Origin of the sequence: Flavobacterium branchiophilum NBRC 15030 = ATCC 35035, assembly GCF_002217205.1 — a bacterium.
In the GTDB taxonomy this organism is placed as follows: domain Bacteria; phylum Bacteroidota; class Bacteroidia; order Flavobacteriales; family Flavobacteriaceae; genus Flavobacterium; species Flavobacterium branchiophilum.
Genome location: NZ_MUGT01000084.1, coordinates 1 through 22,896, shown reverse-complemented (window position 1 = coordinate 22,896; position 22,896 = coordinate 1). Strand labels below are relative to the sequence as shown.

Sequence of the window (22,896 nt, the reverse complement as noted above, 5' to 3'; positions counted from 1 at the left end):
ATTTTTTTTTTTTTATTAAGCTTAAAATACAATCTTATTTTTTAAATTAAATATCAATATTTGTAAATTAATATGAATAATAAATTTAATAAATTGTTATTTTTATGATATTTTATATTATTTTAAATATTATTATTACAATAATAAAATCATTTTTTTTATTCAAAATCAATTAAATCAACGATTTTTTAAATTAAAATATTAATTTTAATTTAATCATTTCATAAATTGATTTATTAGTGCAATTTGTTTATTATAAAATTTAGAATTATAAATCTCTAATAATATGGGTAAAAAGATTAAATAAAAAAATTTTTAGTAATTGAAGATTTATTTTATAAAAAAGTATAATTTTTTATATTTTATTTATATTTTTATATTTTATAAAAAAAATAAAAAATTAAGATATAATTTAATCATATTATATAATTGATTTATAAAATAAAAATATAAAATAATGGAAGTAAATAAAAGAAGGATATAGAAAATAAAATAAATCTTATTTTTATAAATTTTAAGCAAAAAAAAATCTTCCAAATGGAAGATTATCAAAAATGGCAAGCGACCTACATCGCACCGCTCAACCGCTTACCCTTGCTACGTTCCCATCCTGGGGGATTCTGCAGGAGCTGGTCGTGTAGGACTTGCCGCTGCAAATATACAATCTTTTTGTATATTTGCAAGCGTAAATATTAATTATTATCTATTTTTTTGGATTATTAAAAAACTTTTTAGTTATGAAAAATTATAAATTACTGTATTATAGTATTTTAACTGTGTTTCTTTTGGGGCTTTATTCTTGTAATAGTACTAAAGAAAATATGTTTAGCTTTGATAAAAAAAGCTTTAAAAGTCAATATACTCGAAACGAGTCGATGCAAATTGGCATTGAAAATCCAGAAAATAAAGCCATCGATAGCATTATTTTTTATTTAAATGAAAAAAATATTGGTGCACAAAAAGGAGCTGGAGCCTTTAAATTTGAATTGAAAAATCAAATATTGGGACTTCAAGATGTTAAAGCGCTCGTATATTTTGAAGGCAAAAATCAAGAAATTGTATCCAAAATTGAAATTGTATCTTCTATTGAACCCCAATTATTAAATTATAAAATTGTGAATACTTTTCCGCATGATACCACTTCTTTTACAGAAGGGTTTGAATTTTATGGCAATGATTTATATGAAGGGACAGGTCAAAAAGGCACATCGAGATTGTTAAAAACCCAATATCAAACGGGCAAAATTGTAGATTATATCAAATTAGACAACCAATATTTTGGAGAAGGAATCACTATTTTAAAAGACAAAGTATATCAACTGACATGGCAAGATAAATTGGGTTTCATATATGATTTAAAAACATGGAAACTCGAAAAAACGTTTCCATTTGATCAAAATATTGAAGGTTGGGGTTTAACAAACGATGGCACACATTTGTATCAGTCTGATGGCACTGCACGTATTTGGACAATGGATGCAGCCACTCAAAAAATGGTTTCTCATATAAATGTTTATTCAGGAAGTACAAAAATTGAAAGTTTGAATGAATTGGAATGGATGAATGGTAAATTGTTGGCCAATATTTGGCACAAAGATGCTATTGTGGTGATCGATCCAAATTCTGGGGCCGTAGAAGGCATAGTTGATTTATCTGCTTTGCATCAAAAAATAAAAAGCAAATCAGAAGAAGCTGTTTTGAATGGAATAGCTTTTAAAAAATCGACAAATACCATTTTTGTTACGGGTAAAAATTGGGACAAAACGTTTGAAATTACATTACAGTAAGTATTAAGTCTTAAGTATTAAATCTTGAGTATTAAGTCAAAAGTTTAAATTAAGACATAATTCTTGAATACCTACTAAAAAACAGAAAAATAAAATGATGATTTCTATTACAGAAAAAACGCTTCAAGATTTGCAATTTCCAACTGTTTTGGAAACTATTTCTGATATTTGCAATACGGATTTAGGCAAAGAAAAAGCCCTTAAAATAAAACCTTACAAAGATAAAGATGCATTGATGGGGGCTTTATTGCAAACATCTGAATATGTTTCGAGCTTTGACAATAATAATGCTATTCCTAATCATGGTTTTGAAGGTATTGCTCATGAAATTAAATACTTGTCTATAGAAGACAGTTATTTAGAGGCTAGTAGTTTTAAAAAAATAATTACAATTTCTGAAAATGCTAATGCTCTTATCTTATTTTTTAAAAAATTTGAAACGTATTACCCAAATTTGCACCAACGGGCATCGGAAGTAACCTATACAAAAGAAATCATCCAATTGATTGAAGTTGTGATTGATAAATATGGCGAAATTAAGGACGATGCTTCATTAAATTTGAAAGAAATTCGTAAAAATATGAATGTAGTAAGAGGAAAAGTAAATCAAAGTTTTGGATCGGCACTTTCTCAATACCAATCTTTAGGTTATTTGGACGACATCAAAGAAAGTTTTGTTCAAAACAGGAGGGTTTTGGCCGTTTTAGCCATGTACAGGCGAAAAGTAAAAGGCAGCATTTTAGGAACTTCCAAAACGGGTAGTATTGCATATATAGAACCAGAAGCCACATTAGGATACTCTAGAACGTTAAGCAATTTAGAATATGAAGAAAAAGAAGAAATTATTAGAATATTAAAAAAATTAACTTATGCTATAAGTAATTATTTATCATTAATTATTACATATCAAGATTTTTTGAGTGATGTAGATGTGGTGGCTGCAAAAGCCAAATATGCCAATAAAATAAAGGCCATTTTGCCCCATATTGTTGAGGAAAGAAAATTATATTTTAAGGAAGCTTTTCATCCCATTTTATATTTATCAAATAAAAATAAAGGCGAAATTACTTTTCCTCAAACCATATCATTTTCAAACGATAATCGAATTATTGTAATATCTGGGCCCAATGCTGGCGGTAAAACCATTTCGATGAAAACCGTTGGTTTACTCCAATTGATGTTGCAATCGGGTATGTTGATTCCTGTTCATGAACGAAGTGAAACATGTTTGTTCGACCGTATCCTAACCGATATAGGCGACAATCAATCCATTGAAAATCATTTGAGTACATACAGTTATCGGTTGAAAAACATGAACTATTTTTTGAAAAAATGCAATCAAAAAACCTTGTTTTTGATAGATGAATTTGGAACAGGTTCCGATCCTGAATTGGGTGGTGCCTTGGCAGAAGTTTTTTTAGAAGAGTTTTATCACAGAGGTGCTTTTGGCATTATTACAACCCATTATTCCAATTTGAAAATGTTGGCCAACGAGTTGCCTTTTGCCTCAAATGCCAATATGCTTTTTGATGAAAAAACACTGGAACCCCAATACAAATTGGTAATTGGTCAAGCCGGAAGTTCGTTTACATTTGAAGTTGCCCTAAAAAATGGTATTCCATTTGGATTGATTAATCGAGCCAAAAAGAAAATAGAAGGTGGCAAAGTTCGATTTGACAAAACAATAGCCAATTTGCAAAAAGAACGGTCGAAGATGGAAAAAACGTCTCAAACCTTAAAAGAAGAAGAAACAAAGGCACGAGAAGAGAGCCAAAAAATGGAACGTATAAATACTAAAATACAACAAAAACTTGAAAGTTATCAGGAATTATATGATAGTAATCAAAAAATGATTTACATTGGACAGAAAATTGATGATTTGGCATTGAAATATTTTAATAATAAAAACAAAAAAAATCTTGTAAATGAATTTTTAAAAATAATAGAAATAGAAAATTCCAAAAGAATCAAAATTAGCCCAAAGGAAGTTAAAGAAAAAATTGAAAAAAAGAAAGAAATTATAAAAGAAGTTGAAGTAATTGTTGAAGAAATTAGAATAGAAAAAAAGGAGAAGAAACTCAAACCTGTAATCGAAAAACCCAAAGTAGCCTTGAAAGTGGGCGATAGGGTACGAATGATAGAAGGACGTGCATTAGGCACAATAGACAAAATAGAAAAAAACAAAGCCATCGTCAATTATGGCATGTTTACTTCCAAAGTAAGTTTGGAGGAGTTGGAAGTGGTGTAAAACCAATAAGTAAATCAATACATCTTATTTGCTGTCAATATTAAAAGCATGTTGGTATTGTAAATGTCTGAAAAAATTTCTATATTTGCTGAATATTAGATTCAAAATTAATAATTTAATGGTAACACAAGCATATTTCAAGAACATTCGTTCACACATATCTAAAGAGCTTCAAAGTTCAAATCATTCTATATATGCTGCAATTGCTTGGTTTACGGATTCTAAATTATTTAAGATTTTATGCGACAAAGCAAGTCAAGGGCTAGATGTACAGCTAATAGTAGTAGATGATTTTATTACTAGAGGGTGTAGAATAAACTATAAAGACTTAGAAAAAGCAGGTGGAAAAGTGTATCTAATTAATGAAAACCAAGGCTCTTTAATGCACAATAAATTTTGTGTTGTGGACGAAATAAACACCATTACAGGTTCGTATAATTGGAGCATGAAAGCAGCTTCAAACCATGAAAATATAACCATTTCTAGTGATAATTTTGATTTAGCTTCATCTTTCATTGATGAGTTCAAAAGGATTAAAGTTTTATACCATGGAAAAGACCCGTTAATTAAATTTGATGCTGAAATTATTTCAAAGCGACTTATCATTATTGATAATTTAATACAATTAGATGAATATGAACAAATAAAGATTCATCAAAGTAAAATTCTAGAATATGAAGTTACAAAAGATATTGAAACTATTGTATCGTACTTAGAAAATTCAAATTATGCGGTTGCATCTACTCAAATTAAAGATTATTTGAAAAGAATAAAATCTTTAACCGAATTTATTGATTTTGATGTAGAAAGAATAAAATGGGAAATTAAATATCTTGAAGTTGAAATTGTTGCCCTTGAAAATGAAAAGGTAAGCATTGAAAAATTGATTTCAGATTTTGTACATAGCTATAATATTAAATTTGGGGATTTATTACTTGAAATATTACAACTAAAAAAATGGAGATTAGAACAGCTCGGGCATGAAAAGAAAGCAGAAGAATATGCAAAAGCGGAGGAGAATTATAATGAGTATAAACAAGATTTTGAACGAGCTAAAGAAGAAGTAAAGTTTGAATTATCAGATGATGAAAAAAAGGAATTAAAGCAAAAGTATAGAAAGGCTGCTTTTTTGTGTCATGAAGATATTGTTAAAAATAAATTTCCTGACAACCCTGAAATTTGGGAAAAAGCGGAAAAAATAATGAAAGATTTAAACGAAGCCAATGATCAAAATGATTTAAAAAGGGTGTCAGAAATACTTTCAAATCTTGAAAATGGCATTTTTGATAGCGACGATAATTCTAGTTATGGTTCTAAAGAAAAATTGATAGAACGATTAGAATATTTAAAACAAAAAAGACAAAATTTACAAGAGCAATTAAAACAAATAAGTAAAGACAAAGCATATAGAGATATTATCTCTATTAAAGACATGGATTTATTTTATCAAGAAGAACAAGAGCGTTTAGAGAAGGAATTAAATACTATAAAAAATGAGCAATACTAATTTACCATCAAATACAGGGAGTAATTCCGTCAATCCAATAAAATCCGCAGGAAATATAATGTCTGCAAGGAATTCAGCATTATCAGCTACTCAGTATTCAAACAGAATAACTAGCACAAACCCATGTGCATTTGTCATTTTAATTGATCAATCGTATTCTATGAAAGATGAAATTGAAGATAATAGAGGTGGTATTAAATCAAAAGCGGAGCATTTATCCTTAATTGTAAATCAATTTTTAGATGAAATTATTTTGACTTGTCAAAAAACAGAATTTATAAAAGATTATTTTGAAATTTTAATTATTGGTTATGGTAAAGAAGATGAAGATGGAAATTATAAAAACATTGTTGAAATTGCTTGGGAAGGGAAACTCAAAAATAAAACTTGGGTATCAGTAAACGAACTAAGAAATGGTTCAATAAGAAAGGAAATAGTTACAGTACCCAATCCTAAAAAATTTGGATTACGTGAAATACAACAAGAAGTTAATATATGGGTAGAACCTACTTACGGTGGAAATACACCAATGAAAGGTGCGTTTGAGTTATGTTATTCATTTGTTGAAGAATGGGTTGGAAATAACCCAAATAGTTTTCCTCCCATGGTTTTTAATATAACAGATGGTGAAGCTAATGATATAGAAGATTACTCAGAATTGATTGAAGCTGCTGATAAAATTAAAAGCTTAGAGACCAATGATGGTAAAGCTTTATTATTTAATCTTTTGCTTTCAGAAAATAGCCAAAATCTTAAAGAGTTACCATTATTTACTGAAAGAAATATTTTTGAAGGTAATGAGAATGAAGTGACTTTATTTGATATGTCAAGTACAATTCCAAATAATCTAAAGAAGTTTATTCCATCAATAAATAACTCAATTGAAGACATAAAAGGTGTCGTATTCGGGAATTTAGAAACAGTACTTCCTTTTTTAAATATTGGAACTTACACGTTAAAAAATAAAATATAGTAATGAGTATTTCAATAAGTACATTTAAACAATCCATAGCAAATTTATTGGATAAGAAAAAGGATGAAAACGAAGACTCAATTGAAAGTTTAAGATCTTCAGATGAAATGTTTTATTCATGGGTATTATGTGATGGAGCTGGTGGTGTTGGTGTTTTTTGTAAAGAGTGGGCTCAGTTTCTTTGTAAAAGTATACCAAATAATCCTGCTGAATTTGGACTAGATATTAGAAATTGGTTTGAGAATACCTCTATAAAATTTCATGAAGAAATTATATTAAAAGCTGATTTAACTGATTTAATATTAAATAGAAAAGTTTATCAAGATGGGTCTTATTCTACCTTAACTGCTTGTTGGCTTGATAAAATGGCTAATGAATTTTACTATACATCTATTGGCGATTCATGTTTTTTCTTTTTTGAAGAAACTAAAAATGGAATTATACTAAAACAATTATCATCCATAAACGAACAAGATGAAATTGAAAGTTATCCAAATTTATTGAATTGGAATGATGATTTACTAAATGAATTACCATTTAATTCTTTTGAAATAATAAACAATTTCATTTGCGTGATGGCTTCGGATAGTTTGGCAAAATGGATATTATTAAATATTGCATTAATTGATTTTTCATTATTAGTTGATTTAGGTATAAACCAAAGTTTCTTAAAATCTTTAAATAATCAAAATCTTGAATTCAAAAAAAGTCAAATTAATATGAATCATGATTTTAAAAAAATTAAAATGTTATTAAATTACTTGAAATCTATTTCAAGAAATGAAGAAGAGTTTATTAACAATATGAAACTATTACATACCAATAATGAAATTGAAATTGATGATTATTCACTAATTTATATTGAAGGAAATGTATCCATCTAAAAAACAATATAAAGATTCTGTAATTAGCGAAATGTTTCCTGTTGAAGAAAATGGGGGATACGTTTTTCGCCCATTTTATAAAAATGATGAATTAGTTATTTCTTCAGGTGGTAATGCAATTGTTTTTAAAGTGAAAGACGAAAATAACGATTACGCCTTAAAACTTTTTTCAGCCGAATTAGAAGGAAGGTTTCAAAGGTTAAAATCCATTTCCTCATACTTAGAAAATACAAAGCATGATTTTTTTATAAACTTTACATTTATTGAGAAATTAATTTATGTTGAGTTGATAGGGATACCTGATGAAAAATGCTATTTTCCTGGTGTTATCATGAAATGGATTGAAGCTGATGATTTAGAATCCAAAATAAACTCACTTGTACGTCAGAAAAAAGTAAACGAAATAAATAAAATTGCTAAAAATTTTAAAAAGATTGCGACTACACTTTTAAATGAAGGTATTGCACATGGAGATTTGAAATTGAGCAATATAATGATTGATCAAAAGTTAAATCTTTTTTTAATTGATTATGATGGTATGTTTGTTCCAAAATTATTAGGAGAAAAGTCAATTGAAGAAGGTACACCCTCGTATCAACATCCAAATAGAACGAATGAAGATTTCAACGAAAAAATTGATCACTTTTCAATATTAAATATATATACATCTTTATTAGCATTGACTGTTTCATTAGATTTATATGATAAATTTAATGATGGCGAAAATATTATTTTCACTAAAGAAGACTTCCTAAATCCAGACGATTCAGAATTATTTAGAACACTTTCAAATATGAAAGAAGTTCAAAAATTAGTTTATTGCATTAAGCAATCATTAAAAAGTGATTCAATATATATTGATAATATTAAAGATATTTTAAATGGAGTTTTTCCAAAACCAAAAATAGTAATCAATCATAGTCCTGAAATTCCATTGGAAGGCAATGAAGTTACAATAAACTGGACATCAGAGAATACAGAATCTGTCAAAATTGATGGAAAAGATTATCCAATTTCTGGTAAAATAACTGAAAAAAATTATTCTTCAAAAAAAATAATTTTTCAATTAGAAAACCCATTTGATAAAGCAAAAATTAATTATGAATTAAAAGTATTTAACAAACCAAAAATAAATCATTTTAAAGCAAACAATCAAAAAATAGAATATAATAAGAGTACTTTTTTTAATTGGAGTGTAAGTAATGCTTCAAAAGTGTTTCTAATTTATGATGGTAAAAAAGAACAAGTTGAATCAATTCTAAACTTTGAAATTAGCCCTTTAAAAGATACAAGTTATGAATTAAAAGTTATTGGTTTAGATAATATTGAAACCATTTCTGAAAAAATTAAAATTCAAGTATTTAAAAGAGTAGAAATAATTGAATTCAAATCAAATCTTGATTTTGTTGTAGAAAGTATTCCAATAAGATTATCTTGGAAAACAGAAAATGATTCAAAAGTTACATTATCATCTTCTTATGATGCGGATATTGATGTAACAGGCAAAAGCAGTATAGAGTTAAAACCAAAAAACGATTGTTCATTTACATTAATTGCTCAAAATGACTTGTTTCAGGCAACTCAAAAAATTCAAATAAGTGTGCAAAATTTGCATAAAGTTCCGCCTTTAGATTTAGCAATGCCAAAAATGCCAACATTGAATATTTCAATATCCAATTTATCTCATGAAGTATTTGATGAACAAAAAAATATATTCAATAATTTTTTAGAAAAAAAGGAAAAATTTAGTATTTCTAAAACTTTAAAAACTTTGCTATCAAAATGAGTACTAAATCAAAAACTAAAATATTTCTATGGGAATTAGCTAATTACAATCCATTTTTTGTTAATTATTGTAAAACTTCATATAATATTTTTTCTAGTATTGGATTATTATTTTTTATACAAATATTAATTGCTTTTTTTTCAGGCTTTGTTGCTACATCCCTTTTTTTTGATAATAATTTAGTTTGCCTGTTAATAGGCATAACCTATTCAACATTGTTTTATTTTTATATCAAAAAAACAACTTTTTTTATTTCAGCCAATACTGAAAGAATAAGAATTCAATTCGTTTTTTTACTATCAATTCTAATTTCAGTCATATTAACCTTACCATTTCTTATTAAATTATTTATCTTACAAATAGAATATTGTTTTTTAATTAATGACGGCGTATTAAATTTGACTATTTATAATAAAATATGGAAATTACCTTATGGTTTATTTCAATCATGGTTAAACAAAGAAAATGGTTCATTAATTATAATGATTAGTATTGCATTCTATTTTTTTATGCTTTTTATTTTGCATTATCCATTTACATTAAAATATAAAAATTTTAATTCAATTTACTACAAAATAACCAATTTATATGAAGAAGAATTCTCAAAATAATTTTAATCCTAAAAAACTAAAATATTCCAAAGTCCAATATTTCTTTTGGCTATTGTCTGGTTGCGAAATTAATATTTTAAAAGATTGTCCTACAGACTACAATAGGCAAGCCGGTATTGGTTTTACAATATTTATGACTACTGTTCTAGCTTTTTTCTCTGGAAGTTATGCTGGGTGGTACTTTGGTGAAAGCTATGCAACAGCAATAATTTTTGGGCTTTTGTGGAGTGCATTAATATTTAGTATTGACCGTAGTATGGTAGTTACACTAAAAAAAGACCCTACCTTAAAAAAACAGAAATTTTGGGTACCATTAATTTCTAGAGGTATTATGGCTTTATTGATTGCTTTTATTATTTCAATACCATTGGAGTTATTAATATTTCAAGAAAATATTGAGCTTCACATGGAAAAATACAAGTTAGATCAAACATATGAAGTTCAGCAGGCTGCACTTCGAAATGAAGCTGTTTCTGACAAGGAAAAGTTGTTAAAACGAGATAGTATTAATGCGCTACAATTAAAAAATGAATTGTCGTTCGGAGAACCAAAAGGTGATCCAATATATGATAATCTAAAAAGTGATTTTAATTCAAGAAATAACAAGTATCAAATTTTATTAAATCAATACAATACTTCTGTTAATGAATCTAACAGAGCTTATAATAAAGTTCCAGAAGAATTTAATTCCAATCAAAAAGACCAATCAACTTCACAATGGCGTGAATATTCAAATAAACTAAGAGCGAAAAATATTGCGCAAAGCAATTTAAATAAATTCGATAAAAGCGGTTTGAATTTAGCAAAACAGAAATATATTGATTATAAAAATGATTGGTTAACCAATAAAGATAAAGAAAAAAAACAACTTGAAACAAGTTTAATAAACCAATCAAAAGAAATTTCAAATAGTATAAAAAAATCAGATACAATAAAAGGAGGTTTTGAAAAAAAGATTCAAGATAAAAAAGGTTTCGTTTTACGATTTATGGTTTTAGAAGATTTAGCAAGTACTATTAAGATAACAGAAATATTAGACGCAAAAGGAAAAAAAGTTGAAAGAATTGAAACAAACAAAGAAGGTACTGCTATTTTATTTCTTTTATGGTTGATAAGAATTTTATTTTTTACAATTGAAATTTTACCAACTATTGCTAAAATTTCAACACCGTTGGGTGCCTACGATTTTGCAATTTACAAAAAAGAAAAAGAAATTGAAGAGGATTTAGAACGAAGAAAAGAAGATTATTTAAATCATCAAAAGAAATTAGACGATTTAAAAAACACTAACGAAATTGAAATTGAAAATAAAAAAAATAAAATAGAAAAAAACCTTCATATAAATTTATTAGAGGAAATTGCATTAGCTCAAAATGATGTAGCTAAGAAACAAATTGATGATTTTAGAAAGAAGCATTTGTATTAAAAATATAAATTTATTTTAGATATAATTTATTAATTTGCTTATATAATGAATAAAAAAATAATTTTATTTGATGGAGTTTGTAATTTGTGTGAGGCTTCGGTTTTGTTTGTAATTGAGCACGACATAAATGATGTTTTTCGGTTTGTGGCATTGGATTCTGAAAAAGGAAAAAACATTTTAAATACTATACATTTGGACAGAAACAAAGTGGATAGCATTGTGTTGTATGTTGCTGAAAATCAATATTATATAAAATCTGATGCAGCTATCGAAATTGCCCTTCATTTTGATGGTCTTTGGAACATAATGGTTGTTTTTAAAATTATTCCTAAAGTAGTTCGAAATGTAATATATGATTTTGTTGCTAAAAATCGTTATAAATGGTTTGGCAAAAAGGAAAGCTGTTTGATGCCCAATCCAAGTTTGAAAAATAAATTTTTATAATTATAATGTTTTTGTAAATTAAAAATATTTTTTTTTATTGTCTTTTTTATTTTTTATGTAGATGATAGTTTACAAATATGCACAAAATATTATTTGAATTTGATTTTTTTTTTTTTAGAGTTAGGGATAGCAGTGGAAATCCTTTTTTGAGGTTTTTCCTGCCTCAAAAAAGATTATTTCACAATATGATATTTCTTTTGGAGTTCAATGAACGTTGTTTGAAACAGATAACACGACCTTGGGGAACGCCCCAAAAGACTAAATATGGACTATTTTATTTAAAATGTAGCTGTTATCGTAAAGTTGATTTGAGCATTGGATTTATTATAATTCTATTAAATTTTGAAAATAAATTAAATATATATATCTTTGTTAAATATATCGCAATAAAATGACAATAAAAACATCAAATGAACAAAGCAATCATTTAGAAGCTTATTTTCAAGAATTTAGAAATCAAATCATTGGAATTCATCAAACTTTTGAATCGCCTTTTGGTGTTCAACGCATTATTTATACAGATTGGACAGCAAGTGGCCGCTTGTATGAACCAATTGAACAAAAAATGATACATCAGTTTGGCCCTTTTGTAGCCAATACACATACAGAAACTACTGTATCAGGAACTGCCATGACTATGGCCTATCATAAGGCTAGGCACCTTATCAAACAACACGTTCAGGCTAACGAACATGATGTTTTGATAACAGATGGTACAGGAATGACGGGGGTTGTCAATAAATTTCAACGTATTTTGGGTTTGAGAATTTCAGAAAATCTTAAATCTTTTACTACTATTCCAAACGACATCAGACCCGTTGTTTTCATATCTCACATGGAACATCATTCGAATCAAACGTCGTGGCTAGAAACAATTGCTGAAGTAGTAGTTATTCCGCCATGTGAAAAAGGGTTGTTTTGTATAGATCATTTGAAAGCATTATTAGAAAAATACAAACATAAAACCATCAAAATAGCTTCTATTACCTCTTGTTCCAACGTAACGGGTATTAAAACACCTTATATGGATGTGGCACAATTGATGCACGACAATAAAGGATTGTGTTTTGTAGATTTTGCTTGTTCTGGCCCTTATGTTGCCATCAACATGCACGAAGATGAGTCTCGTTATTTGGATGCTATCTTTTTTTCGCCCCACAAATTTTTAGGTGGCCCTGGTACTTCTGGTGTATTAATTTTTAATAAGAAATTATATCAAAATTTAGTGCCCGATTGCCCAGGAGGTGGCACAGTTACTTGGACAAACCCGTGGGGTAAACACCAATATATAGATAATATTGAAGAGCGAGAAGATGGAGGGACACCTGGATTTTTGCAAGTGATAAAAACCGCATTGGCAATTCAATTGAAAGAAAAGATGGGGGTTCAACATATTTTAGCAAGAGAAAAAGAATTGGTTTCGTATGTTTTTTCAAGATTGAAAGATATTCCAAACCTCCATATTTTGGCGGGAGACACCACCGATAGATTAGGGGTTATATCCTTTTATATCAACCATTTGCATTTTAATTTGGGTGTAAAATTATTGAATGACAAATTTGGAATTCAAACCCGTGGTGGCTGCAGTTGTGCGGGAACTTATGGTCATTATTTATTGAATGTCAATCAAGAAAAATCAAACGAGTTGGTCTGTAAAATTGCTTCGGGCGATTTGATCGAAAAACCAGGTTGGATACGTATGTCTATACATCCAACTACTACAGATGAAGAAATAGCGTATGTATGTGATAGTATTGAAGCATTAGCTGCAAATTTTGAAACTTGGGGTAAGGATTATCATTATATTCAAAATTCAAATGAGTTTTATCATCGCACCTATCAGTCAGATGTTGCCACAATGGTTGCTTCATGGTTTGAATAATGGTTTTAAAATATTTAAAAAAAGGGTCTTTATTACAATTGTAGTAAAGACTTTTTTTTTGACCAATTTTGAATAGTGGCTCAAATAGTTGAAAATCATCATCAATAATTCCGTTTTTATAACCCATAAAATACTATAAATTGTTTTATAAATTTGTATAAATGTCAATATTTTGAATGTACATCAAACTTATTTACAAAAAAAGGATTTGAAAATAGGTCATTTATAAAAAACAAATAAATTTTGGTGCGTTTGTAATTTATTAAAAATAAATGACTATATTTCAAAATTCAAAAAAACTATAAAACTAAAACTAAAAATTATTGATGGAAATATTTCATATAAGTGCAGAGTGTTATCCTATAGCAAAAGTAGGTGGATTGGCCGATGTTGTTGGGGCATTGCCCAAATATCAGTCGCTTGCGGGCCATCAAGTGCGGGTTGTAATGCCCTATTATGATACCAAATTTAAGCATGAAAATGCTTTAGAATGTGTGCATTGGGGTGAAGTAAAATTAGGACATTTTAATTTTAAATTCAATGTTTTTAAAGAAATTTCAAACAAATTAGGTTATGAATTGTACTTAATTGACATTCCAGATTTGTTGGATAGACCACAAGTATATGGCTATGAAGACGATATTGAACGTTTTGTAGCTTTTCAAGTGGCTACATTAGATTGGATTAATGGCCGACATGAAATACCAGACTTTATTAACTGTCATGACCACCATACGGGTTTGATTCCATTTATGTTATCGTTTTGTTATAAATATGAAAAAATCAAACACGTTGCAACAGCAATAACCATTCATAATGGGTTGTATCAAGGCCAGTTTGGTTTTGAAAAATTATTTTATTTGCCTGATTTCGATTTGGCATTTGTCAATATTTTAGAGTGGGATCATTGTATCAATTCGTTGGCAGTAGCTGTAAAATGTGCCCATGCGGTAACCACAGTTTCTCCTAATTATTTGAATGAAATAAATCATTTTGCAAATGGATTGGAATCCTTATTCAACCAAGTGCGATACAAATCCAAAGGGATTTTAAATGGAATTGATGTAGTGGTTTGGAATCCTGAAACGGATGAATCAATAGAAACGCAGTATAATTTGAAAACTGTAGGTAAAGGAAAACAACTTAATAAAGAAAAGTTGTGTGCACAATTTAATTTAGACCCAACTAAACCATTATTTTCTTTTATAGGAAGACTTTTTGATGAAAAAGGGGGCGATTTATTGCCTTTAGCTGCTGCAACAGCACTTTCTATGTATCATAAAAACATAAATATACTAATTTTAGGTTCTGGAAATATAAAAATAGAAAATGATTTGAATCATTTATTACATAATTTTACGGGTAATTATAATACATTTATAGGATATAACGAACAATTAGCACATTTGATGTATGCAGGTTCTGATTTTTTAATGATGCCTTCGAGGGTAGAACCTTGTGGACTAAATCAAATGTATGCTTTAAGGTATGGTTGTATTCCAATAGTAAGAAGAACAGGTGGTTTATGTGATACTGTGATAGATTTTGGTGACAATGGAAATGGTATTTGCCATAATCAGGCAAGTGTAGAAGACATTGTTTACTCTATAGGAAGGGCCATAACATTATTTAATGATAAAGAAAATTATTATAAAATTGTACAAAGAGCCATGCAAACAAACCATTCGTGGGAAAGAGTTTGTCAAGAATATTTGGATTTATATAGAGAAGTAATTGACCAATTAAAATCAAGTTAAAAGTTACAATTTAATTTTATTGAAAAGACATATAATTATTTTTTAATTAAATTTTTATAAAAAAATAATACAATAACCAACAAAGAATTTACAACTAAATATAAAATTTTACGCACATGAAACCAAAAAAGAAAAATGTAATTGCCATTATTTTAGGAGGAGGGCAAGGCTCTAGGTTATATCCACTGACGGAATCAAGATCAAAACCGGCAGTACCTATTGGAGGAAAATACCGATTGGTAGATATTCCTATATCAAATTGTATGAATTCAGATATATATAAAATGTTTGTTTTAACACAATTTAATTCAGCATCATTAAACGCACATATAAAAAATACTTATAATTTTAGTATTTTTAGTCAGTCTTTTGTCGATATATTAGCAGCAGAACAAACGCCTGATAACCCAACATGGTTTCAAGGTACAGCTGATGCAGTAAGACAATGTATGCCACACTTTTTAAATCATGATTTTGATTATGCTTTAATTCTTTCGGGCGATCAATTGTATCAAATGGATTTTAATGAAATGCTAGAGGAACACATCAAAAATGAAGCCGATATTTCGATTGCAACGTTGCCTGTTAATGAAAAGGATGCTCCTGAATTTGGAATATTAAAAACAAATTCCGATTCGTTAATTGAAAGTTTTATTGAAAAACCAGCCAAAGAATTGCTAAAAGATTGGACATCTGATGTAAGTGAAGATATGAAGAGTCAGGGCAAACATTATTTAGCATCTATGGGAATTTACATCTTTAATCGTCAATTGCTTAAAGATTTGATGGCAAATCCAGATACTAAGGATTTTGGTAAAGAAATTATCCCTCAGGCAGTTGGACAAAAGAAAATTTTAAGCTATCAATATGAAGGCTATTGGACTGATATTGGAAATATTGACTCCTTTTTTGAAGCCAATATAGGCTTGACAGACGACATACCACAGTTTAACTTATTTGACAATCATAATAAAATATATACAAGACCCCGTTTGTTACCGCCATCAAAATTTAAAAACACTTTAATTAATAAATCTTTAATTTCTGAAGGTTGTATTTTAAATGCAAAAGAAATTTCTCATTCTGTAATAGGGATTCGTTCCAGAATAGGAGAGGGTACTGTTATACAGAATAGTTATATAATGGGTAATGATTTTTATCAAAATATTGATGATATGAATCATGAATTAAGTGAAAGTAAATTATTAATTGGAATAGGTGAAAATTGTTTTATAAATAATACAATAGTTGATAAAGATTGTAGAATTGGCAACAATGTATATATTAGTGGAGGACAACATTTAGAAAATGTCAATACCGATTTATATTCTATAAAAGATGGTATTGTAGTTGTAAAAAAAGGAGCAAACATTCCTAATAATTTTGAAATAAAATAAACTAAAAAAATATAATTATGAATAAAGTTTTAGCTCATTCTTTATTTTCGGATTTCGATATTTCTTTATTCAAAGCAGGAAAACATTTTAAGCTTTACGAAAAATTGGGTGCCCATCTGATTACAATTGATGGAATACAAGGCGTATATTTTTCGGTTTGGGCACCATCTGCAAAAGCAGTACATGTAGTAGGCGATTTTAATTATTGGAACAACCAAGAACATCCTTTGAACGTCCGATGGGACGAATCAGGTATATGGGAAGGATTTATTCCTGGTATAAACAAAGGAGCATTATACAAGTACTGTATTTTATCTAATATAGATAATGTTGTTACAGAAAAAGCAGATCCTTTTGGGTTTTATTGTGAACATCCTCCTAAAACTGCTTCGGTAGTTTGGGATTTGAATTATAATTGGAAAGACACGAATTGGATTCAAAACAGAAAAAAACATAACGCTTTAGACAAACCATTTGCAGTATATGAAGTACATTTGGGTTCGTGGAGAAGACACACACACGACAACAGTTTTTTAAGTTATACAGAATTAGCCGTAGAATTGGTAAATTATGTAAAAGAAACAGGATTTACTCACGTAGAATTTATGCCAATTATGGAATATCCTTATGATCCATCGTGGGGGTATCAATTAGTTGGCTATTTTGCACCCACATCGCGATTTGGAAACCCACAGGAATTTATGTTTCTTGTAGATCAACTACATCAAGCGGGTATTGGCGTAATTTTAGATTGGGTTCCTTCTCATTTTCCAGATGATGCTCATGGTTTGGGCTATTTTGATGGGTCCAACTTGTATGAACATCCAGATAGGCGAAAAGGATACCATCCTGATTGGAAAAGTTTGGTTTTTAATTATGGACGCAAAGAAGTAAGAGCATTTTTAATCAGTAATGCTTTATTTTGGTTGCAGCATTATCATGCAGACGGGCTTAGAGTAGATGCGGTAGCCTCTATGTTGTATTTGGATTATTCCAGAAAAGATGGAGAATGGGAACCTAATATTTATGGAGGAAGGGAAAACTTAGATACTATTAGTTTTTTAAAAGAATTTAATGAAGCTGTATATCTCAATTTTCCTGATACTCAAACTATTGCAGAGGAAAGCACTTCGTTTCCCATGGTTTCAAAACCAACATTTGTTGGAGGATTGGGATTTGGAATGAAATGGATGATGGGCTGGATGCACGATACTTTACAATATTTTCAGAGAGATAGTATTTATCGTAAATACCATCAGGATGAACTCAGTTTTTCTATGACTTATTGTTTTACAGAAAATTTTATGTTGCCGTTGTCTCATGATGAAGTAGTATATGGTAAACAATCTATTTTTGAAAAAATGGTAGGAGATGAATGGCAAAAGTTTGCAAATTTACGACTTTTGTATGGCTATATGTATGCACATCCAGGAGCCAAGTTATTGTTTATGGGGTCTGAATTTGGACAAAGTTCTGAATGGCAATTCGATCAAAGTCTTGATTGGCATTTGCTCCAATTTAGTTCGCATAATGGCATCAAACAATGGATAACCGATTTGAACCAATGTTATAAATCGCAACCAGCACTATATGAAAATCAATTTGACCCCGCAGGTTTTGAATGGATCAATTATAGTGATCATCAAAATGCTGTATTTTCATTTGTAAGAAAAGGAAAAGATATTTGTAATAATTTGATAGTAATTTGTAATTTTACACCCGTTGTTAGAGAAAATTATGTAATGGGCATTCCGCAAAATGGAAAATTAATAGAAATCATGAACAGTGATAACTTACAATATGGTGGAAGTGGTGTTGTAAATTTTGATCCTATTCAAATAGTTAATACCAGTCGTGATGGTAAACCATTTTCAGCGGCTCTTACTTTGCCACCACTTGGTATTGTTGTTTGTAAAATACAAAATGAAGTATAAATAGTATATAAATAATATCTTTCAATTTTCTTAAATAATTTTTATTTATATAGTTTTATTATTATGTAATTAACATATTTTCAGTATGTATTTTAGTATTTGTAAGTGATAATTTCCAAATTAATTCAATTTTCAGGATTTCAAAACTAGATTTTTATTACAGATCCATTTATGTAACTATAATTTTGAAAAAAACATTATATTTGCATCGAAAACAAAATTACAACATGAGTACAGATACCTCAAAAAGATACAATCAAAGAGGCGTTTCGGCATCAAAAGAAGATGTACATAATGCCATAAAAAATATAGATAAAGGATTATTTCCTAAAGCTTTTTGTAAAATAGTTCCAGATTATTTAACAAATGATTCAGAATATTGTTTGGTAATGCATGCTGATGGAGCCGGAACAAAATCGGCTTTGGCCTATTTGTATTGGAAAGAAACTGGTGATATTGCTGTATGGAAAGGCATTGCTCAAGATGCTTTGATAATGAATATTGATGATTTGATTTGCGTTGGAGCAACAGACAATATCATGTTGTCCTCTACTATTGGTAGAAATAAAAACCTGATTCCTGCCGAAGTTATTTCAGCTATAATCAATGGAACCGAAGCGTTGATAGCAGAGTTAAATACTCATGGAGTAACAATTCATTCTACAGGTGGTGAAACTGCAGATGTAGGAGATTTAGTACGTACTATTATTGTTGATTCTACTGTAGTAGCACGCATGAAAAGAAGCCAAGTGATTGATAATAAGAATATTAAATCAGGCGATGTGATTGTAGGTTTGGCCTCATTTGGACAAGCAAATTACGAAAAAAATTACAATGGAGGAATGGGTAGTAATGGATTGACATCTGCTCGACATGATGTTTTTTCTAAATATTTGGCTACAAAGTATCCTGAAAGTTTTGATGCTCTTGTTCCTGATGAATTAGTGTATTCAGGACAAATTTCATTGACAGATTCAATTGAAAATTCGCCTATTAATGCGGGGCAATTGGTTTTATCACCAACAAGAACTTATGCCCCAATTATTAAAAAAATCTTAGAAAAATATACCCCAAACGACATACATGGAATGGTACATTGTAGTGGTGGAGCTCAAACTAAAATTATGCATTTTATTGAAAATCTGCATATTATAAAAGACAATTTGTTTCCTGTACCTCCACTTTTCAAATTAATACAAGAACAATCCAAAACAGATTGGAAGGAAATGTATCAAGTTTTCAATTGCGGACATAGAATGGAATTGTATGTGCCAGAGCATTTGGCAAACGATATTATTGCTATATCAAAATCTTTTGGAGTTGATGCTCAAATTGTTGGTAAGGTTGCTGAATATTCTGGTACAAAACTTACAATTAGTAGTGAATATGGGGTGTTTGAATATTAATTTTGAAATTTAATCATTATGTACGAGTTGGTTTTTTGGCAATATCAGGAAGGAATTTACTTAAATCATCAATTGGTGTATGAATCATTGGCAGAAGGAAATGCAGTTGATGGGTTAGAAAACTTACAGATAGATATTATTCTTAATAGAATTATTAATATTTTTAAGGATTGGGAAAAAATTGATGATGATAGCTGGAAAAACCCAAAAGGTAAAGGAGCTTTTCAAATAAAAACAACTTTGCAAGCTGTGTTTATTGATTGTTATGGTACAGAAGGCAAAATAATGGATAAATTGGTTGCTATATTAGAAGAATATCATGCAGTATTGTATGACCCTCAAATACCGATTCGATACGACGAATGGAATGAATAATGATTAAATTAAATATTTTGGAAGATTATATTGTACTTGAAAATGAATTTGTCTTATTAAGACCATTAGAAATTTCAGATGTTGCACATTTATTGGAATTTTCAATAAATGAACCAGAAATTTGGCAGTTTGGATGGGTTACTGCAGCTGGAAAAAGCAATTTAGAACGTTACATCACATTGGCATTAGCTGCAAAAGAAAATAAAACAGAATATCCATTTATTGTTTTTGACAAAAAACAACAAAAATATGCAGGATGCACCCGATTTTATGACATCAATTTGCCTTTTAAAACCTTGCAATTAGGCTATACGTGGTACGGAAAAGCATTTCAAGGAACGGGATTAAATAAAAATTGTAAATATTTATTATTAGAATATGCCTTTGAACAATTGCATGTAGAAAGAGTAGAATTTAGAGCCGACAATAGAAATGCTAAAAGTATTGCAGCAATGAAAAGCATTGGCTGTGTAGTAGAAGGCTTGTTTCGAAGTCATACTCCAACACTCGAAGGCGGAAGAAGAGACAGTATCATTTTGAGTATTTTAAAATCAGAATGGCTTGGTGAAGTTAAGCAAAAACTAAAATTAAAAATTAATTGAAATTATTTGAATCAAAATGAATAGCATCACAAAATTGTTTGGTATAGAATATCCTATTATTCAAGGAGGAATGATTTGGAATAGCGGTTATAAACTTGCCAGTGCTGTTAGTGAAGCGGGAGGTTTGGGGCTTATTGGAGCTGGCAGTATGTATCCTGATGTTTTGAGAAGCCATATTCAAAAATGTAAGAAAAGTACAAGCAAACCCTTTGGAGTCAATGTACCCATGTTGTATCCAAATATTGAGGAGATTATGAATATTATTGTGGAAGAAGGAGTAAAAATTGTTTTTACTTCGGCAGGGAATCCTAAAACGTGGACCTCTTTTTTGAAAGAAAAAGGTATAACTGTTGTCCATGTTGTAAGCAGCTCCAAATTTGCTTTAAAGGCACAAGAAGCAGGTGTAGATGCTGTGGTGGCTGAAGGTTTTGAGGCTGGCGGCCACAATGGAAGGGAGGAAACTACTACATTTACATTGATACCAATGGTAAAAAAAGTTTTGCAAATTCCATTAATAGCTGCGGGCGGTATAGCTACCGGTAAAGGCATGTTGGCAGCCATGGTTTTGGGTGCCGATGGTGTTCAAATGGGAACCCGTTTTATAGCTTCGATTGAAAGTTCGGCTCACGATGCTTTCAAACAAGTGGTTGTAGAGGCAAACGAAGGAGATACATTATTGACTCTTAAGGAGTTAGCCCCCGTGAGGTTGGTTAAAAATAAATTTTTTAACGATATACAAAATGTATATGCACAACCACATACTAAAGAAGATTTAGAAAAATTGTTGGGTAAAAGACGTGCAAAAAAAGGCATGTTTGAAGGAGATTTAATTGAAGGCGAACTTGAAATTGGCCAAATTTCAGGTTTGATAGATGATGTTTTGCCTGTTGTAAATATTATTGAAAATATGATAAATGAATTTAAAATTGCAAAATCTAATTTAACACAATTAAATTTTTAAATTTAAAATCTATGAAAATTAATTTAAAATTAAGTATAATACTAATATTTATGTTTGCTTTTTTTCAAAAATCAAATGCACAAGTATATACTTATAAAACAACTAATGTTTCGGTAGCCGAAAAAAAGAAAGATGGTTTATGGGAAAAATGGTCAAAAGCGGTTGATGCGGCATTAATTGTAAAATTAGATTTGAATAAAAATAGAATTGTTGTGTATTCTTCTATCATTCAATTGTATGAAATTGTAGAATATTTAGAGGTTAAAAGTAATAAATTTGAAGAAAATGCTTCGTTTGTGTGTACAAATCAAGATGGAGAGCAATGTATCGTTTCCATCATTACTCGAAAAGACCAATACAATCGAAAACAATTGTACATAACTTATAACGAAAGTATGTTGAATTATAATATGGTAGCTATACCATAAAGATTTTTTTATCATTAAAACTATTTATCAAGTATTTTATTTTGAAATAATTACTTGCATAGCATATTCGTAAGTGTCTAAGTCAATAAATGTAATTTTATTTTTATTTACATAATTAAAATAATTGTAAATTCTTTCGGTTGTAAATCTTTGCGACCAAAAGCCTTCTTTTGTTGCAGTAAATGAATCTTTATGTGTTGTAATAACATGCATTCCCATTTTTAAATATGCTTTTTCCTGTTTTAATCTTGTGTTTTGATTGTCTTTATAACATGCTCCCAACACAATTGCTCCATTGGGTTGCAATATTTGATAAGCTGCTTTAAAAATTGTATCAAAAGTTGGATTCATACTCAAATCTAATACAGCTTCATGGGTAGAATAGTCTTCAAAAGAAAAATTTTCTGGATAAAAATTTCCAGCTGTAAACCAAGTTGTAATGATTAAATCATATGTTCCTTGCCATTGGCTTAACCCAACTTGCCGAT

The 22,896-nt window shown here is 29.2% G+C and carries 18 protein-coding genes and 1 other RNA gene; 17 read left to right on the top strand and 2 right to left on the bottom strand.

The window, feature by feature from the left end:
* Positions 1-552: 552 nt before the first annotated feature.
* Positions 553-650, bottom strand: an RNA gene (gene ffs, locus B0A58_RS10290) — signal recognition particle sRNA small type.
* A gap of 87 nt (positions 651-737) precedes the next feature.
* On the opposite strand from ffs, the gene B0A58_RS10285 reads away from it, so the two are divergent.
* The 17 genes from B0A58_RS10285 (at position 738) to B0A58_RS10190 (ending at position 22,408) form a co-directional block, all read left to right on the top strand.
* Positions 738-1,787 carry a glutaminyl-peptide cyclotransferase gene (locus tag B0A58_RS10285; protein WP_089080990.1) on the top strand — a complete coding sequence of 350 codons (1,050 nt, stop codon included), beginning with the start codon at positions 738-740 and terminating at the stop codon, positions 1,785-1,787.
* A gap of 97 nt (positions 1,788-1,884) precedes the next feature.
* Positions 1,885-4,035 carry an endonuclease MutS2 gene (locus B0A58_RS10280; protein WP_089080991.1) on the top strand — a complete coding sequence of 717 codons (2,151 nt, stop codon included), beginning with the start codon at positions 1,885-1,887 and terminating at the stop codon, positions 4,033-4,035.
* A 118-nt stretch (positions 4,036-4,153) separates the two neighbouring features.
* Positions 4,154-5,542 carry a phospholipase D-like domain-containing protein gene (locus B0A58_RS10275; RefSeq protein WP_089080989.1) on the top strand — a complete coding sequence of 463 codons (1,389 nt, stop codon included), beginning with the start codon at positions 4,154-4,156 and terminating at the stop codon, positions 5,540-5,542.
* Entirely contained in the window at positions 5,529-6,515 is a 987-nt protein-coding gene (locus B0A58_RS10270) for a vWA domain-containing protein (RefSeq protein ID WP_089080988.1), read from the top strand. Before B0A58_RS10275 ends, B0A58_RS10270 begins: the two co-directional genes overlap by 14 nt.
* Before the next feature lie 2 nt (positions 6,516-6,517).
* On the top strand, positions 6,518-7,399 hold the full coding sequence (locus B0A58_RS10265) for a hypothetical protein (protein WP_089080987.1): 882 nt from the start codon (positions 6,518-6,520) through the stop codon (positions 7,397-7,399).
* Positions 7,386-9,185, top strand: a complete 1,800-nt coding sequence (locus B0A58_RS10260) for a protein kinase domain-containing protein (protein ID WP_089080986.1) — start codon at positions 7,386-7,388, stop codon at positions 9,183-9,185. Before B0A58_RS10265 ends, B0A58_RS10260 begins: the two co-directional genes overlap by 14 nt.
* Before the next feature lie 588 nt (positions 9,186-9,773).
* Positions 9,774-11,222 (top strand): DUF4407 domain-containing protein, encoded by a 1,449-nt coding sequence (locus B0A58_RS10250; RefSeq protein WP_089080984.1) that lies wholly within the window; start codon positions 9,774-9,776, stop codon positions 11,220-11,222.
* Between the two features lie 45 nt (positions 11,223-11,267).
* Positions 11,268-11,666 (top strand): thiol-disulfide oxidoreductase DCC family protein, encoded by a 399-nt coding sequence (locus tag B0A58_RS10245; RefSeq protein WP_089080983.1) that lies wholly within the window; start codon positions 11,268-11,270, stop codon positions 11,664-11,666.
* A 391-nt stretch (positions 11,667-12,057) separates the two neighbouring features.
* Positions 12,058-13,548, top strand: a complete 1,491-nt coding sequence (locus B0A58_RS10235; protein WP_089080981.1) for an aminotransferase class V-fold PLP-dependent enzyme — start codon at positions 12,058-12,060, stop codon at positions 13,546-13,548.
* Positions 13,549-13,874: 326 nt separating this feature from the next.
* The gene (locus B0A58_RS10225) at positions 13,875-15,305 is read left to right on the top strand and encodes a glycogen synthase (protein ID WP_089080979.1); all 1,431 of its coding nucleotides are present in this window, start codon (positions 13,875-13,877) and stop codon (positions 15,303-15,305) included.
* A gap of 116 nt (positions 15,306-15,421) precedes the next feature.
* Complete coding sequence (locus B0A58_RS10220; RefSeq protein WP_014083954.1) at positions 15,422-16,702, top strand: glucose-1-phosphate adenylyltransferase; 1,281 nt, start codon at positions 15,422-15,424, stop codon at positions 16,700-16,702.
* 17 nt (positions 16,703-16,719) lie between these two features.
* The gene (gene glgB, locus B0A58_RS10215) at positions 16,720-18,636 is read left to right on the top strand and encodes a 1,4-alpha-glucan branching protein GlgB (protein ID WP_089080978.1); all 1,917 of its coding nucleotides are present in this window, start codon (positions 16,720-16,722) and stop codon (positions 18,634-18,636) included.
* Between the two features lie 227 nt (positions 18,637-18,863).
* Entirely contained in the window at positions 18,864-20,042 is a 1,179-nt protein-coding gene (locus B0A58_RS10210) for an AIR synthase related protein (protein WP_089080977.1), read from the top strand.
* A gap of 18 nt (positions 20,043-20,060) precedes the next feature.
* A complete protein-coding gene (locus B0A58_RS10205; RefSeq protein ID WP_089080976.1) occupies positions 20,061-20,417 on the top strand; it encodes a hypothetical protein in 357 nt (118 codons plus the stop codon).
* On the top strand, positions 20,417-21,019 hold the full coding sequence (locus B0A58_RS10200) for a GNAT family N-acetyltransferase (protein ID WP_089080975.1): 603 nt from the start codon (positions 20,417-20,419) through the stop codon (positions 21,017-21,019). The genes B0A58_RS10205 and B0A58_RS10200 overlap by 1 nt, the downstream gene beginning before the upstream one ends.
* A gap of 16 nt (positions 21,020-21,035) precedes the next feature.
* Positions 21,036-21,980 carry an NAD(P)H-dependent flavin oxidoreductase gene (locus B0A58_RS10195; protein ID WP_089080974.1) on the top strand — a complete coding sequence of 315 codons (945 nt, stop codon included), beginning with the start codon at positions 21,036-21,038 and terminating at the stop codon, positions 21,978-21,980.
* Between the two features lie 11 nt (positions 21,981-21,991).
* Positions 21,992-22,408: a hypothetical protein gene (locus B0A58_RS10190; RefSeq protein ID WP_014083960.1), complete on the top strand. Its 417-nt coding sequence runs from the start codon at positions 21,992-21,994 to the stop codon at positions 22,406-22,408.
* A 36-nt stretch (positions 22,409-22,444) separates the two neighbouring features.
* Here the strand turns inward: B0A58_RS10190 and B0A58_RS16450 are convergent.
* Positions 22,445-22,896: hypothetical protein (locus B0A58_RS16450; RefSeq protein ID WP_165766322.1), on the bottom strand; the 452-nt coding region annotated here is incomplete at its 5' end.

Excerpts from the sequence above, each read along its gene's own strand:
- B0A58_RS10275 (WP_089080989.1), top strand. The coding sequence starts at position 4,154 with ATGGTAACACAAGCATATTTCAAGAACATTCGTTCACACATATCTAAA.
- B0A58_RS10245 (WP_089080983.1), top strand. The coding sequence starts at position 11,268 with ATGAATAAAAAAATAATTTTATTTGATGGAGTTTGTAATTTGTGTGAG.
- B0A58_RS10260 (WP_089080986.1), top strand. The coding sequence starts at position 7,386 with ATGTATCCATCTAAAAAACAATATAAAGATTCTGTAATTAGCGAAATG.
- B0A58_RS10235 (WP_089080981.1), top strand. The coding sequence starts at position 12,058 with ATGACAATAAAAACATCAAATGAACAAAGCAATCATTTAGAAGCTTAT.
- B0A58_RS10280 (WP_089080991.1), top strand. The coding sequence starts at position 1,885 with ATGATTTCTATTACAGAAAAAACGCTTCAAGATTTGCAATTTCCAACT.
- B0A58_RS10205 (WP_089080976.1), top strand. The coding sequence starts at position 20,061 with ATGTACGAGTTGGTTTTTTGGCAATATCAGGAAGGAATTTACTTAAAT.
- B0A58_RS10220 (WP_014083954.1), top strand. The coding sequence starts at position 15,422 with ATGAAACCAAAAAAGAAAAATGTAATTGCCATTATTTTAGGAGGAGGG.
- B0A58_RS10210 (WP_089080977.1), top strand. The coding sequence starts at position 18,864 with ATGAGTACAGATACCTCAAAAAGATACAATCAAAGAGGCGTTTCGGCA.
- glgB (WP_089080978.1), top strand. The coding sequence starts at position 16,720 with ATGAATAAAGTTTTAGCTCATTCTTTATTTTCGGATTTCGATATTTCT.
- B0A58_RS10195 (WP_089080974.1), top strand. The coding sequence starts at position 21,036 with ATGAATAGCATCACAAAATTGTTTGGTATAGAATATCCTATTATTCAA.
- B0A58_RS10200 (WP_089080975.1), top strand. The coding sequence starts at position 20,417 with ATGATTAAATTAAATATTTTGGAAGATTATATTGTACTTGAAAATGAA.
- B0A58_RS10190 (WP_014083960.1), top strand. The coding sequence starts at position 21,992 with ATGAAAATTAATTTAAAATTAAGTATAATACTAATATTTATGTTTGCT.
- B0A58_RS10250 (WP_089080984.1), top strand. The coding sequence starts at position 9,774 with ATGAAGAAGAATTCTCAAAATAATTTTAATCCTAAAAAACTAAAATAT.
- B0A58_RS10265 (WP_089080987.1), top strand. The coding sequence starts at position 6,518 with ATGAGTATTTCAATAAGTACATTTAAACAATCCATAGCAAATTTATTG.
- B0A58_RS10225 (WP_089080979.1), top strand. The coding sequence starts at position 13,875 with ATGGAAATATTTCATATAAGTGCAGAGTGTTATCCTATAGCAAAAGTA.
- B0A58_RS10285 (WP_089080990.1), top strand. The coding sequence starts at position 738 with ATGAAAAATTATAAATTACTGTATTATAGTATTTTAACTGTGTTTCTT.
- B0A58_RS10270 (WP_089080988.1), top strand. The coding sequence starts at position 5,529 with ATGAGCAATACTAATTTACCATCAAATACAGGGAGTAATTCCGTCAAT.